15 protein-coding genes are annotated in these 16,786 nt (G+C 59.0%); 10 read left to right on the top strand and 5 right to left on the bottom strand.

Going from position 1 to position 16,786, the window contains the following annotated elements; genetic code table 11:
• Window positions 1-9 precede the first annotated feature (9 nt).
• The 5 genes from EAH74_RS12710 to EAH74_RS12690 form a co-directional block, all read right to left on the bottom strand.
• Complete coding sequence (locus EAH74_RS12710) at window positions 10-1,122, bottom strand: succinylglutamate desuccinylase/aspartoacylase family protein (protein ID WP_140678845.1); 1,113 nt, start codon at window positions 1,120-1,122, stop codon at window positions 10-12.
• Window positions 1,123-1,131: 9 nt separating this feature from the next.
• Window positions 1,132-1,830 carry an ABC transporter permease gene (locus EAH74_RS12705; protein ID WP_140678843.1) on the bottom strand — a complete coding sequence of 233 codons (699 nt, stop codon included), beginning with the start codon at window positions 1,828-1,830 and terminating at the stop codon, window positions 1,132-1,134.
• 14 nt (window positions 1,831-1,844) lie between these two features.
• Complete coding sequence (locus tag EAH74_RS12700; RefSeq protein ID WP_123364053.1) at window positions 1,845-2,534, bottom strand: ABC transporter permease; 690 nt, start codon at window positions 2,532-2,534, stop codon at window positions 1,845-1,847.
• Between the two features lie 90 nt (window positions 2,535-2,624).
• Window positions 2,625-3,401 carry an ABC transporter substrate-binding protein gene (locus EAH74_RS12695; protein ID WP_140678841.1) on the bottom strand — a complete coding sequence of 259 codons (777 nt, stop codon included), beginning with the start codon at window positions 3,399-3,401 and terminating at the stop codon, window positions 2,625-2,627.
• Between the two features lie 214 nt (window positions 3,402-3,615).
• A complete protein-coding gene (locus EAH74_RS12690; RefSeq protein ID WP_140678839.1) occupies window positions 3,616-6,003 on the bottom strand; it encodes a DUF3772 domain-containing protein in 2,388 nt (795 codons plus the stop codon).
• A gap of 297 nt (window positions 6,004-6,300) precedes the next feature.
• Between EAH74_RS12690 and EAH74_RS12685 the strand changes: the two genes are divergently transcribed.
• From EAH74_RS12685 to EAH74_RS12640, 10 genes are all read left to right on the top strand, one after another.
• Window positions 6,301-7,647: an outer membrane beta-barrel protein gene (locus EAH74_RS12685; RefSeq protein WP_140678837.1), complete on the top strand. Its 1,347-nt coding sequence runs from the start codon at window positions 6,301-6,303 to the stop codon at window positions 7,645-7,647.
• Window positions 7,648-7,752: 105 nt separating this feature from the next.
• Window positions 7,753-9,063: an ABC transporter substrate-binding protein gene (locus tag EAH74_RS12680; RefSeq protein ID WP_140678835.1), complete on the top strand. Its 1,311-nt coding sequence runs from the start codon at window positions 7,753-7,755 to the stop codon at window positions 9,061-9,063.
• A 25-nt stretch (window positions 9,064-9,088) separates the two neighbouring features.
• Window positions 9,089-9,814 (top strand): ABC transporter ATP-binding protein, encoded by a 726-nt coding sequence (locus EAH74_RS12675; RefSeq protein WP_140678833.1) that lies wholly within the window; start codon window positions 9,089-9,091, stop codon window positions 9,812-9,814.
• 21 nt (window positions 9,815-9,835) lie between these two features.
• Window positions 9,836-10,528: an ABC transporter ATP-binding protein gene (locus tag EAH74_RS12670; RefSeq protein ID WP_140679427.1), complete on the top strand. Its 693-nt coding sequence runs from the start codon at window positions 9,836-9,838 to the stop codon at window positions 10,526-10,528.
• Between the two features lie 2 nt (window positions 10,529-10,530).
• The gene (locus tag EAH74_RS12665; protein ID WP_140678831.1) at window positions 10,531-11,394 is read left to right on the top strand and encodes a branched-chain amino acid ABC transporter permease; all 864 of its coding nucleotides are present in this window, start codon (window positions 10,531-10,533) and stop codon (window positions 11,392-11,394) included.
• On the top strand, window positions 11,394-12,428 hold the full coding sequence (locus EAH74_RS12660; RefSeq protein ID WP_140678829.1) for a branched-chain amino acid ABC transporter permease: 1,035 nt from the start codon (window positions 11,394-11,396) through the stop codon (window positions 12,426-12,428). The genes EAH74_RS12665 and EAH74_RS12660 overlap by 1 nt, the downstream gene beginning before the upstream one ends.
• Before the next feature lie 87 nt (window positions 12,429-12,515).
• Window positions 12,516-13,445, top strand: coding sequence for a LysR family transcriptional regulator (locus EAH74_RS12655; protein ID WP_140678827.1), 930 nt, complete (start codon window positions 12,516-12,518; stop codon window positions 13,443-13,445).
• A 210-nt stretch (window positions 13,446-13,655) separates the two neighbouring features.
• The gene (locus EAH74_RS12650; RefSeq protein ID WP_140679426.1) at window positions 13,656-14,150 is read left to right on the top strand and encodes a hydroxyquinol 1,2-dioxygenase; all 495 of its coding nucleotides are present in this window, start codon (window positions 13,656-13,658) and stop codon (window positions 14,148-14,150) included.
• A 44-nt stretch (window positions 14,151-14,194) separates the two neighbouring features.
• Window positions 14,195-15,214 (top strand): hydroxyquinol 1,2-dioxygenase, encoded by a 1,020-nt coding sequence (locus tag EAH74_RS12645; RefSeq protein WP_140678825.1) that lies wholly within the window; start codon window positions 14,195-14,197, stop codon window positions 15,212-15,214.
• Between the two features lie 104 nt (window positions 15,215-15,318).
• Window positions 15,319-16,782 carry an aldehyde dehydrogenase family protein gene (locus tag EAH74_RS12640; RefSeq protein WP_140678823.1) on the top strand — a complete coding sequence of 488 codons (1,464 nt, stop codon included), beginning with the start codon at window positions 15,319-15,321 and terminating at the stop codon, window positions 16,780-16,782.
• Window positions 16,783-16,786 lie beyond the last annotated feature (4 nt).

Below are 16,786 nucleotides of genomic sequence, written 5' to 3'. Positions count from 1 at the left end.
TCTCTGGAATCAGTCGCTGAGCAAGCGACCCTGGCGAATAGGGCGGGTGCCGGCGACTTTGGCCAGCCACAAACCGGGCTGGGCAAAGCGCAGGCGTTCTCGGGCATAGAGGATGCCGTCGGTGCTGGCGCGCACGATACTGTGGCGATCGGTCAGCGGATCCAGCACTTCGAACAGCGGATCGCCCATCCTGACCCGGGCACCCAGCGGTTGCAGAAAACTCACCACCCCCGGGTGCGGCGCATAGGCGTACTGCGCGCCGGCGAACGGAGTCGCTTCACAACAGTTCGGTGGCGCTACTGGCCAGTCGCCGCTGATCAGGCCTTGCTCGGCGAGATAGCCAAGAATGGCCTCGGCGCTATCGACACATTGTTCGCGTTCGGTGTCGGCCATGCCGCGCAACTCGATGGTGGTGGCCACGCAGGCCAGCGGAATATCGGCTTCAGGAAAGAGCTCGGTCAACCACAACCAAGGGATCGCACAGGCTTCATCGAAGGCACTGCCGCCCGCACCCTCGGCCAGCAGCGCGGCGCCGGCACCCAGTCGAGCGGCCAACGAACGCAATCGCGGCCAGTTTTGCGGCATGGCGTAAAGCAGCATGATCGACTCGAAATCGCAGTGCAGGTCCAGCACGACATCGGCGTCACAGGCATGTTGCAGCAACACGCGACGCAGGCCATCGAGTTCCGAGGTCGGTGGTGGCATGTCGGCGAGGACATCGGCCATGGCCCGGCGGATCCGTGTGGTGTTGACGTCGGCATTGTCGCCCAGGTGGTCTTTCACCAGCGCCGCCACGGCTTCAGCCAGTTCCGGGAAATCCCGATTGAAATTTTTCCCGCTGGAGAACTCGAAGCGCCCCTGATGGGTGGCCTGGAACATCTGGGCGATGCCGATCGGATTGGCCATCGGCACTAACTCGATCACTCCGTTCAGGCGACCTTGTTCTTCCAGCACCCGCAGACGTCGTTTGAGTTCAACCGCCACGCGCATCCCCGGCAACTCGTCGGCGTGCAGGGACGCCTGAATGTAGGCCTTGCGCGGCCCGCTGCCAAAACGAAACAGCGACAGCTTCCGTTCAGTGCCCGAAGCACTCCACGGCAGCAGGTATTCAATGTGCTCCATAACAGCTCCTTAGTGCTTGCGCGGTGCCAGGTACGCCAGCCAGCGGCGCTCGGTCAGCTTGAACAGGCGAACCAGGATGAAGGTCAGGGCCAGGTAGATGAGGCCGGCCGTGATGAACGCCTCGAACGGCAGATAGAACCGCGCACTGACCGTACGCGCGGCGCCGGTGATGTCCACCAGGGTGACAATCGATGCCAGGCTGGTGGTTTGCAGCATCATCAGCACTTCGTTGCTGTACTGCGGCAACGCCCGGCGCAAGGCTGACGGCAGCAGAATGCGGCGGTACAGGGTAAAGCGCGACATGCCCATGGCCTTGGCGGCTTCGATCTCGCCGTGGGCCGTGGCCTTCAAACTGCCGGCCAGCAGTTCTGCGCTATAGGCACTGGTATTGATCGCAAACGCCAGGCAGGCGCAAAAGGTTGCACTGGACAGGTACGGCCAGAGCGCGCTTTCACGTACCGCTGCGAACTGCGCCAGGCCGTAATAGATCAGGAACAATTGCACCAGCATCGGCGTGCCGCGAATCACGTAGGTGTAGAGCCAGGCCGGGAAGTTGATCAGAGGCGATCGGGACACCCGCATCAATGCCAACGGAATCGCCAGCACCAGGCCGAAGGCCAGGGAAATCAGCAGGACTTTGAGGGTCAACAAGGCGCCATTGAAATACAGCGGCAGGTTTTCCCAGATCAGGTTGTAGTCGAGAATCATGGGGTTGCTCCCAATCACAATTCGGCGGCTTTGATGCCGACCGAGTAGTGTTTTTCCAGATAGCGCAGCACCAGCAATGACACGCTGGTCAGCATCAGATAAAGCGCCGCCACCGCGAGGAAAAACGTAAACGGCTCATGGGTAGCGTCCGCTGCGTTCTTGGCTTTGAACATCATGTCCTGCAAGCCGATCACCGAAATCAGCGCGGTGGATTTGGTCAGTACGAGCCAGTTGTTGGTGAACCCGGGAATGGCGAAGCGAATCATCTGCGGCACCAGAATCCGCCAGAACACCTGGCCGCCACTCATGCCATACGCCGCGCCGGCCTCGGCCTGACCTTTAGGAATCGCCATAAACGCGCCGCGAAAGGTTTCCGAGAGATAGGCGCCAAAAATGAAACCCATGGTGCAGACGCCGGCGATGAAGGGATTGATGTCTATATAGCGGGTGTAACCGAGCGCCAGGGCGATGCGGTTCACCAGATCCTGGCCGCCGTAGAAGATCAACAGGATCAACACCAGGTCAGGAATACCGCGAATCAGGGTGGTATAGCCTTCGCCCAGCATCGCCAGCCATTTGAGCGGCGACAACCGAAAGGCCGCGCCGATCAGACCCAAAGCAATCGCCATGCTCATGGAGGTCAAGGCCAGGTTAATGGTCAGCCAGGCGCCATCGAGAATGCTCGATCCGTAGCCGTGAAGCATGATGAAGGTCCTCAAACGAGCGCCAAAAGGCGCGCGAGACAAGCCCAAAGCGCCCGCAAGAGGCTGGCGCCACAGGGTTTCAGGTAAGGTTTATTCGCCGTAGATATCGAACGCGAAGTACTTGGCCATCACTTGCTGGTACTTGCCGTTGGCGCGGATGGCGTCGATCGCTGTACTCAGGCGTGCAACGTTCACGCTGTCGCCTTTACGCACCGCAATCCCGGCGCCTCGGCCGAAATATTTCGGGTCGCTGATGTCCGGTCCAACCAGCGCGAAGCCTTTGCCGGCTGGCGTTTTGATGAAGCTCTCGTCGGTGTTGACGATGTCGGCGAGCGTCGCGTCCAGACGACCCGACGCCAGATCCAGGAAGGCTTCATTTTGTGAGCCGTAGCGCACCACTTCGACCCCGGCTTTTTCAAGCTGCTCGGTAGCAAAACGGTCGTAGGTCGATGAGCGTTGTACCCCGACCTTCTTGCCCTTGAGATCAACCAGTGGGTCGTTGATCACATTGCCGGCCTTCATCGCGAACTTGCCTGGCGTGTGGTAGTACTTTTTGCTGAAGTCGACCGACTTCAGGCGGTCTTCAGTGATCGACATCGACGACAGCACGGCATCGATCTTGCGCACTTTCAGCGACGGAATCATGCCGTCGAATTCCTGGATGACCCACTCGCATTTGACCTTCATCTCTTCGCACAGGGCGTTGCCGATGTCGTAGTCGAAACCACTGACGTTGCCTTCCGGTGTCTTGAAAGAGAAGGGTGGGTAGGCGGCTTCGATACCGATACGCAGGCTGTCTTCATCGGCGTGTGCCAGCAAACTTGCGGCGCACAGTGCCAGAGCACCTAGAAGTTCTGTCTTGTTCATATTGTTGACTCCTTGGAGGGGCGTTGGGGTGGTACTGGCCATCCGATCTGGCGCGGTGGATCAGTCCTGGTGATTTTGCGTGGCTATAAATGACATGTTTTATTTCACAATGCAACGCAATGAAAATAAACGTATCATTCGGTGGCGCAAAAATTTACACCGATTCCGTGTGATCACGAGCATGTTCAGGCGCCAGGCAGGCTATTGATGGGCATTACGCAGGAGGCACCGGCTTGGCTAATTCGATGCCAGCCGCACTCAATCGCTTCAGGATCTCAAAGAGCAGATCACTCTTGGTCGTACTGACAATCCTTGGGCTGCTGACATAGCCGGTGATGGTCAATGTGATGCCTTCAGGGCTCAGATTGCTGAATCGAACAACGGGGGAGGGTTTGTCGAGGATGGTTTCATGTTCGCAATAGGTGGTGTACAGCAGGGTTTTGACTTGTTCGGGGTCAATATCCAGAGGGAACACCAGTTCGAGTGTGGCCACCCCTTGGGCGCTGCCGCCCATGGTTACATTGCGCAGGTTCTGGGAAATAAGCTGCGAGTTGGGCACGATCACGATCGAGCGATCACTGAGCTGTATCTCCGTGGCCCTGACATTGATTCGCCGGATATCGCCTTCGACCCCGCTGATGCTGATCAGGTCGCCGACCTTGACCGGCCGCTCGGTGAGCAGGATTAACCCGGAGACGAAGTTCTTGACGATCTCCTGCAAACCGAAGCCGATCCCCACTGACAACGCACTGACGATCCAGGCCAGATTCGTCCATTTGACGCCCAACGAAGACAACGCCAGCAAAATGACCAGTACGTACCCGATATTACTGAACAGGGTGCTCAGCGACGCTCCCATGCCGGGGTCCATATCGGTTTTCGGCAGGAACTCGTTATCCAGCCATCTGCGCAGCGATCGAATCAGGTAAATACCGATCAACAGCGCGAGGACCGCATTCAACAGATTGCCCGGAATGATGTTCAGCTTGCGCAGGCCATCGCCGCCGAGGATCGCTGAAACCCTGTCAGTCAGTTGTCCAAAGGTCGCTCCAACCCCCCCCACAAACGTTGTAATCGCGGCAATCAACAGTAAGGTCGCTCTGCCAATACCCGTCACAACAACCTCGATTTGTTCAAGCCGTACGTCGCCGATACCCAGCAGCTGTTTGATCGCCTTGCCGCTGGATTGCTTGGGCGAAAACAAGTAATCACACAGGTCCCTGAACAACTGCGTCAGCAAATAGAAGCTGGCAATAACGATATAGAGCCAGACAACTTCGTAAGTGATGAACCGGGCCAGGGAGATGTAACCGACCAGCAGACCAAAAATCGAGATCAACACGGCGATACTGAGGCCGGTATAAATCACCCCCGCCAGCGTAGTACCTGACTCAGGGTGTTCCCCGGCAATGACCATCGCTCGGCGGGTTCTACTGACGCGTAGCAATAGCGCACCGATAATCAGGATGACGACGAGTGACAATACGCCCCGGCTGAAAAGAACCACCTGCGAACTCATACCCGTCGCATTGGTGACTTGTACCAGCGAGATGAGTATCAGCATTGATCCGGCCAGCAGCGCCGGAAAAGGGTTGATTGCAAGTGCCACTTCATCGGCGATGCCAGGCAACCGCCAAGAGGGATTGCGTTTAGACAGCAGGGCCCGACTCAAACCGATAATCAGGGCGCAGGCGTAAGCGACTTTCTCGACATCGTCGAAGTAACCTTGCAGTGACTGCGGCAATGGTTGAAGCCGGGTAGCCGCCGCGGAGATGAGCTGTATTGCGCAACCTGCGCTCAACATCGTGGCAACTACCGTCGCTATCGCCAATGAACTTCTGCGCAGGCGACCTTCCGGTACTCGATGGATGCAGACCCATGTCAAACCACGCTCAGCCAGTCTTCGCCCCAGCGTCCAGAAGGCCAGGGCCAGCAATAACAACGTGACGGTCGCGGCACGCCGGCCGGGTTGCCAGACGGACTGGATGACACTGTTGGACTGGTCGATCAAAAACCTCAGACGGTTCTTATCCTCCTCCAGTGGAGAAAACAGCGGTAACCAGAACCGAGGGTTGAGGAAGCTGGCGGTGCGCTGGGTCAGTTCGGTTTCCAGTTGAGTGCGCCGAATGGCGGCAATCTGGGTGATGAGGTTAGTCGCGCCTTCCTTGATGGCCAGCAGTATGTTGAGATTGTTATCCACTTTGTCTTTTTGTGCGCTGAGAAAGGACCTCTGTTTCACCAGATCGGACTTTTCCATGGCCTCGCTGTTGGCGGATGCCGTACCGAGTACGCTGAGTTGCGCTTGCAATTGTGCTTGCTCGGGAAGTAACGCGGTCGCCAACTTGTCCGCATCACTGAAGAGCAACTGAACGTTGTCCTGAAAGCCTATCAACTGGGTGTAGTTACTGGTCAGTGACACCTGTTGTTTAAGGTTGTCCAGCCTTAATTGCAGTGCTTCCAGATCGCTTTTTGACACGGTAGAGGTAGCACTGGCCTCAGCGTTGCTAGACGTATTGGGTAGTTCATCCGCCGACAGTTCGCCGATGTTCGCCCCCATCAGCGCGAACACAACGAATATGAGTAATTTCAATGCAGGACGCATAGGCATGCCTCCAGCGGCTTTAGCCATTCAGGTTAGGTCATAGCGTGTGCAGGCGCGAAAAATAGTTCCGCGATGCGCTCGATTGTTCTGAATACGCAAACACTGAAGTCGCCGAGAATGGAATTGTTGGGGTAGTGGCGGACTTGTAGCCTGCAATACGCCGAACACTACGGTCTGCCAAGGATCGAGTGAAGCCCGAGCCAGGGTTTTCAAGACAGACACCTTCACGTCATACCTTGCTTTCGGCCTGATGCCCTTTCGGGGGTTTGGCGCCTAATAAAAATAAGGAACACAGGTATGAGTATTCGTGCATGGGCATGTGCAGCAACCCTGTTCGCCCCCGTTCTGGGAGCCGGCATCGTATGTCCCTCGATGGCTTCGGCGGCCGAGGATCCAATGGGCTCGCTGGTTCGCGGGGTCTTCGGCGACAGCCTTGAGCGTGAGCATGGCATCAAGGTCTACGGCTGGGGCCAGGTGGGTGTGAGCTACAACAACAACGGCACGGATGACGTCAGCAAACAGAGCTTCTTCACTTCCGACGAAGGCGTGAACCTCAACCAGTTCGCCCTGGCCGTGGAAAAGAAACCCAAGAGCAATGTGATCGGTCGTGTCGGACCGTTTCCCGGGCCCATGCCGCAAGAGGCTGACTGGGGCTTCAATGTCACGGCGCTGTACGGCAAAGATGCGCGTTTCTTCAAGACCTATGGCTGGGACGAGGACCTGAGTGTCAATCGCGACAACAAGGCCGAAGACGAAGCCTTCACCGTCGCTCAGGCGTATGTCGATTTTTACTTCCCTGTACTGGGCGGTTCCGACTTGATGATCGGGATATTCCACACGCCGCTGGAAAATGAAATCGGCTTCGCCTTGCCATCCCCGGCACCGAGCGACTTCTACTCGCACACCTATTCCTTCATGCACGGCCCGGCCAAGCATGCCGGGGCGCTGTATTCGTTCAAACTGCCCTCGGCACCCGGGGAAAGCATGCTGGGCTTCGAACTGGGCGTGGTGCAGGGCTGGAACAACCTGCAAGACCCCAACCACGACCCCGACGTGATTGCCAACGTACGCTGGCGCTCTGCGGACTTCAGCACGTGGATCGACTGGGAAAACATCTATGGCAACGGCGCCGGCGACAGCTTCGCCGACTGCAGTTGTGGTTCGCCATTGCCGGCCGGCACCAAGGATGACGACTACAAGCGCCTGGCCTCGTACCTGACCTTGTCGCAAGTGCTCGATCCGAATAATCGCGTGGCACTGGAGTTGAATTACGGCAAGCAGGAGCAGGGCGCTTTCGCCGGGTTTGCCAACAAAAACGATGCCACCTGGTACGGTACCGATATCAACTGGTATCACCGAGTCAGCGAAACCCTGATGTGGAACAGCCGCGCCGAGTGGTTCTACACCGATGCACCGGTGCACGTGATGATGGCCAACATCGACCCGCACACCGGCATTCCCGACCCGACCTGGGGCAGTTTCTACGGTGTGACCACCAACCTGGCCTGGACGCCGACACCCAACGTGCGCCTGCGACCGGAATTGCGCTACGACATTCATTCCGGCCCCGGTCGCGATGCCTACGCCGATGGGCAAAAGGACTCGCAACTGGTCGCTTCTTTCGACGTCAGCTTCTTTTTCTAAACCGCCCCTTTCGCAAAGCACCTGGCCCTGCGTGCTGGCTCAGCCCACACGCTGCGACTTTGTTCGTCCTGACTTTGCCGGCAAGCAGCCGCATTGGAGTACTACATGACAGACAACAACGATAAAAACCTGTTTGGCCGCGACGTCTCGCGCCGTGATTTCCTGCGCAGCACAGGCGTTGCTGCCGGCGGTGTGGCGCTGGCGAGTTTGCCGTTCAACTTTGCGCTGGGTAGCGAGCGGGTGATCAAACTCGGTTATGTCAGCCCGCAGACCGGGCCATTGGCGCCCTTTGCGGCCGCCGACAACTACATCATCGAATCGCTCAAGCAGGTGTTGAAGAACTCGATCAACGTGGCCGGCAAGACGTATCGCCTGGAAGTCATCGTCAAGGACAGCCAGTCCAACCCTAATCGCGCAGCGGAAGTGGCGAGCGAGTTGATCCTGTCTGATCAGGTCGATCTGATGCTGGTGTCGTCGACGCCGGAAACCACCAACCCGGTCTCCGACCAATGCGAAATCAACGAGATTCCGTGTATTTCCACGGTGGCACCGTGGCAGCCATGGTTCTTTACCCGCGGCGGCAAGCCAGATCAGGGGTTCGAATGGACCTATCACTTCTTCTGGGGCCTGGAGGATGTGATCGGCACTTACAGCGCGATGTGGGGCGCGATGCCGTCCAACAAAGTGGTCGGCGGTCTGTTCCCCAACGATGGCGACGGCAATGCCTGGGGCGATCCGAAACTCGGCTTTCCACCGGTGTTGGCGCAGAAGGGTTTCCAAGTGGTCGACCCCGGTCGCTTTCAAAGCTTGACCGACGATTTCTCGGCGCAGATCGCCGCGTTCAAGAAGGCTGACGTCGAGATCGTCACCGGTGTGGTCATTCCACCGGACCTCACCACCTTCTGGACCCAGGCTCGCCAGCAGGGCTTCAAGCCCAAAGCAGTGTCGGTCGGCAAGGCGCTGCTGTTTCCCACGGCGGTCGAAGCGCTGGGCAAGGCCGGCAACAACCTGTCGACCGAAATCTGGTGGAGCCCGACGCACCCGTTCAGCTCTTCATTGACCGGCGCCAGTGCCGGGCAGTTAGCCCAGGGCTTCACTCAGGCGACTGGCAAGCAGTGGACTCAACCGCTGGGTTTCGTGCATGCGCTGTTCGAACTCGCGGTGGACATCCTCAAGCGCACTGAAGAAATCGGTAACCCGCATGCGGTACGCGATGCCTTGCTCAAGACCGACCTCAACACCGTGGTCGGGCCGATCAGCTGGAAAAACGGACCGGTGAAGAACGTCGCCAAGACGCCTCTGGTGAGCGGTCAATGGCGATTGGGCAATGACAACAAATACGACCTGGTCGTGACCAGCAATGCCACCGCACCGGCGATTCCACTGGGCGGTGACATGCAGGCCATTACGTACTGATGACTCGAAAAGAAACGGGTGCACCATGCAACAGCCACTTCTGCAAATGAACGATGTGCATAAAAGCTATGGCTCGGTGAAAGTCACGGACGCGATGAGCCTGACCCTGCAACCGGGCGAGGCCCTGGGCATCATCGGTCCCAACGGCGCGGGTAAAAGCACGCTGTTCAACCTGATCGCCGGGGGCGTGGCAGCCGACAGCGGCACGATCCATTTCGAAGGCCGCAACGTCACCCGCGAGCCGGTGTTCAAACGTTGTCAGCAAGGCATTGGCCGCTCCCATCAGATCCCGCATCCGTTCGTGAAAATGACGGTGTTCGAGAACTTGCTGGTCGGCGCAACCTTCGGGGCGCGATTGCGTGACAAGGAGGCCAGCCAATGGTGCGCGCAGACCCTGGAGCTGACGGGGTTGATGCGCAAGGCCAACGTCCTGGCCGGCTCGCTGACATTGCTCGACCGCAAGCGTCTGGAAATGGCCCGCGCGTTGTCGACCCAACCGCGGCTGTTGTTGCTGGATGAAATCGCCGGTGGCTTGACCGAACCGGAGTGCCTGGCGCTGGTGGAAACCATTCAGGGCATTCACAAGGCCGGCGTCGCCATCATCTGGATCGAACACATCGTGCATGCCTTGCTGGCGGTCGTCAGCCGTCTGACGGTGATCAACTTCGGCGCCAAATTGGCTGAGGGTGAACCGCGCAGCGTGATGGCCGACCCTCGGGTCCAGGACATCTACATGGGCATTGGGAGCTGAATCATGTCGACCCCTTCAAACCTGTTGTCCATCGAAAAGCTCTGTGCCGGCTACGGCGACTTTCAAGCCCTGTTCGATATCAGCCTGACCCTTGAAGCGGGCGAAACCGTGGCGATCATCGGCTCCAACGGCGCCGGCAAATCGACGTTCCTGCGCTCGCTGGCCGGGCTGATCAAAAACCAGCCTGGCGCCATCACGTTCAAGGGCCAGGCGATTGGTGATCTGGCGGCGAATCAGGTGCTGGAGCGTGGCATCGCCTTGGTGCCGGAAGGCCGGAAGCTGTTTCCTTCGCTGAGCGTCGAGGAAAACCTGTTGATCGGTGCCTACAGCAAACGCCCCGGTCCGTGGACGCTGGCGCGGATCTATCAGCTGTTTCCAGTGCTGGAAAAACTGCGCAAGCGCCCCGGCACCGCGCTGTCCGGCGGTCAGCAGCAAATGGTTGCGATAGGCCGGGGCTTGATGGCCAACCCGCATTTGCTGTTGTGCGACGAGATCAGCCTGGGCCTGGCGCCGACCACGATCAAGGACATCTACGCCGCGCTGCCCTCGATCAAGGCCGACGGCACCACGGTGATACTCGTCGAGCAGGACATCAATCAGGCGCTGAGTGTCTGCGACCGTTTCTATTGCTTCCAGGAAGGGCGCGTGTCCCTGACCGGCCGCCCTGGGGATGCGGACAAAGCACAAATCAAAGCCGCGTATTTCGGGATCTAGTTATGGAATGGCTCAATACTTTGCTTCAGGGCATGTTGCTGGGTGGCCTCTACGCGATGTTCGCGGTGGGGCTGTCGCTGATGTTCGGCATCATGCGCCTGGTCAATATCGCCCATGGCGACTTCATCGTGCTGGCGTCATACCTGGCGCTGATGGTGGTCAATCATCTGGGCTTCAGCCCGTTGGCGAGCCTGCTGGTGGTGGTGCCGCTGATGTTCTGCTTCGGCTACCTGCTGCAACGGCTGTTGCTCAACCGAACGCTTGGCCAGGACATCCTGCCGCCGCTGCTGGTGACTTTCGGTTTGTCGATCATCGTGCAGAACGTGCTGTTGGAGTTTTTCAGCGCAGACAGTCAAAAGCTGTCTCAGGGTGAACTTGAAGTCGCCAGTGTCGGCTTCGGCAGTTTGAGCGTGGGCGTCATGCCGCTGATCGTGTTTTGCAGTGCGTTGCTGATCATCGGTGGTCTGCAGCTGCTGTTTTACAAGACCTCACTGGGTCGGGCGTTTCGCGCCACCTCCGATGATCAGCACACCGCGCGGCTGATGGGCGTGAATAACGCGCATATCTTCGGTCTGGCCATGGCACTGGCGATGGCTGTGGTGTCGATTGCCGGGGTGTTTCTGGCGATTCGCACCAGTTTCGACCCCACGGTGGGGCCGGCGCGTCTGTTGTACGGTTTCGAAGCGGTGATCATCGGCGGGTTGGGCAGCCTGTGGGGCACCCTGGCCGGCGGGGTGATTCTCGGCGTCGCCCAGGCGCTGGGCGCAAAAATCGATCCTGGCTGGCAAATCCTCGCCGGTCATCTTGTGTTTCTGCTGATCCTGGTCGTGCGCCCGCGTGGCCTGTTCCCTCGGAGTGTCGACTGATGAATGCCTTGAACAATCCCGCGCTCAGCTATCGCGTACAACGCACGACCACCAGCAGCATGATCGGGCTGTCATTGCTGGGTGTCTGTGTGTTGGTGTTGATCAGTGCGCCATTCTGGGCCGATCGCTCAAGTTTGCGGCTGGTGGTGGAGTTCGCCTATTACCTGGCGCTGGCACAAATGTGGAACCTGCTGGCGGGTTACGCGGGCATGGTCTCGGTCGGGCAGCAGGCGTTCGTCGGCCTGGGTGGGTATCTGCTGTTTATGTTGGCCACCCGGTTTGGTATTCCGCCGTTGTTTGCGGTCCTGCTTTCGGGCGTTCTGGTCGCGTTGTTGGCGATTCCCACAGCCTTGATTGTGTTTCGGCTGCGCGGCGCCTACTTCGCCATTGGCACCTGGGTCGTGGCCGAAGTCTTTCGCCTGGGCCTGGCGCAGATGAGCAGTCTCGGCGGCGGTTCCGGGCAAAGCCTGCCGGCGGCGATTGTGCGGCAGATCGGCAATGACCGGGACGAGCGCGAGATGCTGATCTACTTCACCGCTCTGGCCATCGCCATTGCCGCCGTGGCGGTGGTGTTCTTTGTCCTGCGTTCGCGCCAGGGGCTGGCCCTGGCGTCAATTCGCGATTCCGAAGCGGCGTCCGGCAGCCTGGGGGTCAACACCTTCCGCACCAAGTTGATGGTGTACGTGCTGGCCGCCGGTTGCACGGGCGTGGTTGGGGCGCTGATCTTCCTGCAAAAACTGCGTATTTCTCCGGACGCGGCGTTCAACCTGCAGGACTGGACGGCGGTGGTGATCTTCATTGTCATCATCGGCGGCATCGGCACCCTGGAGGGGCCATTGATCGGCACGCTGATCTACTTCGTGTTGCGCGGTTGTCTGGCGCAGTACGGCGCTGTGTACATGATCATCCTCGGCGTGGTCGCGGTGGTGATGATGCTCAAGGCGCCGCAAGGGGTGTGGGGGCTGATCAGTGAACGCCTGGGCTGGCAGGTTTTCCCCATGCAGCGGCAGTTGTCGGTTCAGAACCACAAATAGCGCGTTGCCAGGGATGTGGAGTGCGGGGTGCCGACAGGCTAACCTCGCTGTTCCTATAAGAACAAAAACATCCAGAGAGCCTGCCCCATGGATCGTTTACTCAGTGTCGAAGCCTTTGTGCGGGTTGCCGAAACCGGCAACTTCGCCAAGGCGGCCCAGCAATTGGGCGTGACCCGTTCGGTGATCACTCACCGCATTCAACAGCTGGAACAGTTCATCAATGCACCGCTGTTCCACCGCAGTACGCGGCATGTCCGGCTCTCCGAAGTGGGCGAGACGTACTACAAGGAGTGCGCGGACATGGTCGCGAGTTTCAACTCGCTGACTGAACACATGCGCGAGCTGCGCGCCAAACCCACCGGCAAATTGCGCGTGCAGATGCTGCCGGGCTTTGCCATCGGTCACTTCGGCAGAATGCTCGCCGAGTTCACGCGGCTGTACCCGGACATTGAGGTCGACGTCATCGTCAATGACCGGGTGGTGGACCCGATCGAAGAGGGTTTCGATGTGGCGTTCCAGATGTTCCCGCCGATGGCGGAAACCCTGATTGAGCGCAAGTTGTTCAGCGTTCGCCGGTTGTTCTGCATGTCACCCGACTATGCCGCCGAGTTCGGTGTGCCCAAGCATCCGCAGGAGCTGCTGCAACACAAAATCGCCTTGTACGAAGGCTATCCGTCGCGCAACCGCTGGATCTTCACCGGAGAGCACGAGCAGGTGGAGCTGAGCCTGCCGGGGCAGGTACGGTCGAATTCGGTTCATCTGCTGCGCGACTACGCCTCGACCGGGGTCTGCATTGTGTGTTTGCCAACGTTGGTGGCCAGCGATGACCTGCTCAGCGGTCGACTCATTCCGGTTCTGCCGGAGTACGCATTGTCATCCTTCAATTTCTCAGCGGTGTATCCCGCCACCCAGCGCCGGGCCTTGAAAGTGCGCACGCTGATCGATTTCCTGGTGGAAAACTTCGGTGACGAACCGTGCTGGGACAAACCGTTGCTGGAGCGTGGCTGGGTACGCTGAGCAGCACCCGGTCCCTGTAGGAGCTGACGAGTGAAACGAGGCTGCGATCTTTTGATTTTTAAAAGCAGGATCAAAAGATCGCAGCCTACGGCAGCTCCTACAGTGTTTGCGTTTCGCAAACACTGTTGTCGCCCGCTCTCTAATTGTCCCCGCAGGAGCTGAGACGTAATGTTGGCTCACTGTTACTACAACAACAAAACGGTGAAAACCATGAGTAGCGCGGCAATCGAAACGGTCTTCGGCTCCCTGGATAAATACAGCAAAGGGTCGGTCGAAATCATCAGCGGCCAGGCCAGTCATTACGCCTTTTCGAATATTTTCGAAGTGGCGGAAAAATCCCTTCCTTACGAAAAAGTCATCGTCGGTCTCAATCTCGGATACGTCATTGAAACCCTGCGCGCCGAAGGCCAGTCGCCTTGGTACACGTCAGCGCACGATGAGTTCGCCATCGTCATGGACGGCGAAGTCCGTGTGGATTTCCTCAAGCTCGATGCGCCTTTGAAAGACGGCGAGGGCACTCGGCTGGCTGGCGAAGTGCCTGCTGGCAAACCGATGGGCTACGTGCTGCTCAAGCGCGGTCACCAGTGCCTGCTGCCTGTCGGCACCGCGTACCGCTTCGAAGCCAGCCGTCCCGGCGTGATCCTGCAGCAGACCATCAAGGGGCCGTTGTCGGTCGAAAAATGGGCAGACATCTGCTTCAAGTGATCACCGTCCTTTCATCTGACAAAAGCAACAAGAGGAACCCCGTCATGGCCATGCTTGAAAACGCTGCCGATCACACATCCTTTGCCGACGACGAAGTCCAGGCCAGCGCCCCCCATGCCGTCACCGGCTATCGCGCCTTCAAACTCGGCGCCTTCGAACTGTCGCGCGACGAGTATTTTGCCCGTATCACCTGGCCCGCCAAAGGTCAGACCCGTTCGCACCTGATTCCGGTCGATGCCTTTCTGCGCGCCATGATGCGCGATGTGGCCTGGGGCTTTTTCTATGGCTGGGTCAACTTCGACCACGTCATCGGCACCCGCAACTACTACGGCAAAGTCGACCTGTACGCCGGCACCTTCAATGGCACGCTCAAGGCCGCAGGCGTCAACTACACCGAAAACTTTGAAACACCGCTGATCATGGCGACCTTCAAGGCCATCCTGCGGGACTGGACCAATGTTACCTTCGACCCTTTCGCGGCACCGGAAGAAACCGGTTCGGCGTTCGGTCGCAAGAACGGCAACAATATCGAAGCCATTGAACGTTTCCGCATCGCCACGAAGCGCATGCCGGGCCTGCCGGATGACTCGCCGTTACGTAACGATTTGCCGGTCAATCGCCAGTTCATCGACGTTCCTCAGGATGAGCCGGAAGTACACGCAGCCGAAGGTTTCGAAGGTGAGTTGCATGCGTTCAGCCTGTTCAAGTACCTGTCGCGCTCCGACGTGACCTGGAACCCGTCGGTGACTTCGGTGTGCAAGGCCAGCCTGTTCTGCCCGACCACTGAAGAGTTCATCCTGCCGGTGTTCCATGGCAATGACCGGGTCGAGTGGTTCTTGCAGTTGTCCGATGAAATCCTCTGGGACGTCGGCGACAAGGACGACGGCAACCCGCGAGCGCGCATCACCATGCGTGCCGGCGATATTTGCGCCATGCCGGCGGACATTCGTCATCAGGGGTACTCGACCAAGCGCTCGATGCTGCTGGTATGGGAGAACGCCACGCCGAACCTGCCGCAGCGCTACGAAAGCGGTGAACTCCAGCCGTATCCGATCGAGTTCTAAGGCCTTTGTCTTGCCCGGCATCACGCCGGGCTATTCAGCAGGGCATGCTCTCAAGAATCAAGTCGTCAGACGCTGCGCCATCGGCGCGGTGCGAGGAAAATATTATGCAAAATCAGCTCTATATCGATGGCCGTTTCGTGGATGCGGTCGCTGGCGGCACCATTGACGTCGTCTCGCCCCATGACGGCTCGTTGATCACCCGCGTCGCCGCCGCAGAAGCCGCTGACATCGACCTCGCTGTCGCCGCGGCCAAACGTGCGTTTCCGGCCTGGTCTGCCCTGGGTGCCGCCGAACGCGGGCGCTTGTTGCTCAAACTGGCGGACAAGATCGAAGAATGCGGCGAAGAGCTGGCGCAGCTCGAATCCCTGAACACCGGGCATCCGATCCGTGACTCCCGCGGCCTCGACGTTCCGCGCACGGCAGCGTGCTTCCGCTATTTCGGCGGCATGGCCGACAAGATCGAGGGTGCAGTGATTCCGGTCGAAGCCGGGTTTCTCAATTACGTGCAGCGCAAGCCGATCGGTGTGGTCGGGCAGATCGTGCCCTGGAACTTCCCGCTGATGTTCACCAGTTGGAAAATGGGCCCGGCACTGGCCGCCGGTAATACGATCGTTATCAAACCCTCGGAAATCACACCGCTGACGACCTTGCGGATTGTCGAACTGATGACCGAAGTCGGCTTCCCGAAGGGCGTGGTCAACGTCGTGCCGGGTTACGGGCATACCGCCGGTCAACGTCTGGCCGAACACCCGGACGTGGGCAAGATTGCCTTTACCGGTTCGACGGCCACCGGTCGCCGGATCGTTGAAGCGTCGAAAGGCAACCTCAAACGTATTCAACTGGAGCTGGGCGGGAAGGGCGCCAACATCGTGTTTGAAGACGCCAACCTGGACGCGGCCGTCAACGGCGCTGCCTGGGCGATTTTTCACAATCAGGGCCAGGCCTGCATCGCCGGTTCGCGTTTGATTCTGCATAAAGACATTGCTGACCAGTTCCTGGAGCGTTTCATCGCGCTGGCCAAATCCATTCGCTTGGGCGACCCGATGGACCCAGAGACCGAAATGGGCCCGCTGACGTCGGCGCTGCACCGCGACCGCGTGCTGGCCTATATCGATATCGCGATAGAGCAGGGCGGCAAAATCCTCTGTGGCGGCAAGGCCCCGGATGACCAGGCGTTGGCCCAAGGCTTTTATGTCGAGCCGACCATTGTCGAGGCTTCGCCAGAAGATCGTGTTTGCCAGGAAGAGGTCTTCGGTCCATTCGTCACCGTGGTGCGGTTCAGCACCGATGAAGAAGCCCTGGCCATCGCCAACAGCACTGAATACGGGCTGGGCAGCGGCCTGTGGACGCAGAACTTGAGCCGCGCGCACAAAATGGCCGACGCCATTCATGCCGGTATGTGCTGGGTCAACTGCTACAAACGCGTGAGCCCTGGCAGCCCGTTTGGTGGCGTTGGACAGTCGGGCTACGGCCGTGAAATGGGCTTTGAAGCGATCCATGATTACACCGAGGCTCGCTCGGTCTGGGTCAATGTCGATGCCAACATCGCTGCGCACTTCAAACGTTGAGGCC

Origin of the sequence: Pseudomonas mandelii (genome assembly GCF_006438925.1) — a bacterium.
Taxonomy (GTDB): Bacteria; Pseudomonadota; Gammaproteobacteria; order Pseudomonadales; family Pseudomonadaceae; genus Aquipseudomonas; species Aquipseudomonas mandelii_C.
This window is presented reverse-complemented; position numbering and strand designations above follow the sequence as displayed.

Bases quoted from the DNA above. Each gene is read 5' to 3' on its own strand.
- EAH74_RS12710 (WP_140678845.1), bottom strand. From the start codon at position 1,122: ATGGAGCACATTGAATACCTGCTGCCGTGGAGTGCTTCGGGCACTGAA.
- EAH74_RS12705 (WP_140678843.1), bottom strand. From the start codon at position 1,830: ATGATTCTCGACTACAACCTGATCTGGGAAAACCTGCCGCTGTATTTC.
- EAH74_RS12700 (WP_123364053.1), bottom strand. From the start codon at position 2,534: ATGCTTCACGGCTACGGATCGAGCATTCTCGATGGCGCCTGGCTGACC.
- EAH74_RS12695 (WP_140678841.1), bottom strand. From the start codon at position 3,401: ATGAACAAGACAGAACTTCTAGGTGCTCTGGCACTGTGCGCCGCAAGT.
- EAH74_RS12690 (WP_140678839.1), bottom strand. From the start codon at position 6,003: ATGCGTCCTGCATTGAAATTACTCATATTCGTTGTGTTCGCGCTGATG.
- EAH74_RS12685 (WP_140678837.1), top strand. From the start codon at position 6,301: ATGAGTATTCGTGCATGGGCATGTGCAGCAACCCTGTTCGCCCCCGTT.
- EAH74_RS12680 (WP_140678835.1), top strand. From the start codon at position 7,753: ATGACAGACAACAACGATAAAAACCTGTTTGGCCGCGACGTCTCGCGC.
- EAH74_RS12675 (WP_140678833.1), top strand. From the start codon at position 9,089: ATGCAACAGCCACTTCTGCAAATGAACGATGTGCATAAAAGCTATGGC.
- EAH74_RS12665 (WP_140678831.1), top strand. From the start codon at position 10,531: ATGGAATGGCTCAATACTTTGCTTCAGGGCATGTTGCTGGGTGGCCTC.
- EAH74_RS12660 (WP_140678829.1), top strand. From the start codon at position 11,394: ATGAATGCCTTGAACAATCCCGCGCTCAGCTATCGCGTACAACGCACG.
- EAH74_RS12655 (WP_140678827.1), top strand. From the start codon at position 12,516: ATGGATCGTTTACTCAGTGTCGAAGCCTTTGTGCGGGTTGCCGAAACC.
- EAH74_RS12650 (WP_140679426.1), top strand. From the start codon at position 13,656: ATGAGTAGCGCGGCAATCGAAACGGTCTTCGGCTCCCTGGATAAATAC.
- EAH74_RS12645 (WP_140678825.1), top strand. From the start codon at position 14,195: ATGGCCATGCTTGAAAACGCTGCCGATCACACATCCTTTGCCGACGAC.
- EAH74_RS12640 (WP_140678823.1), top strand. From the start codon at position 15,319: ATGCAAAATCAGCTCTATATCGATGGCCGTTTCGTGGATGCGGTCGCT.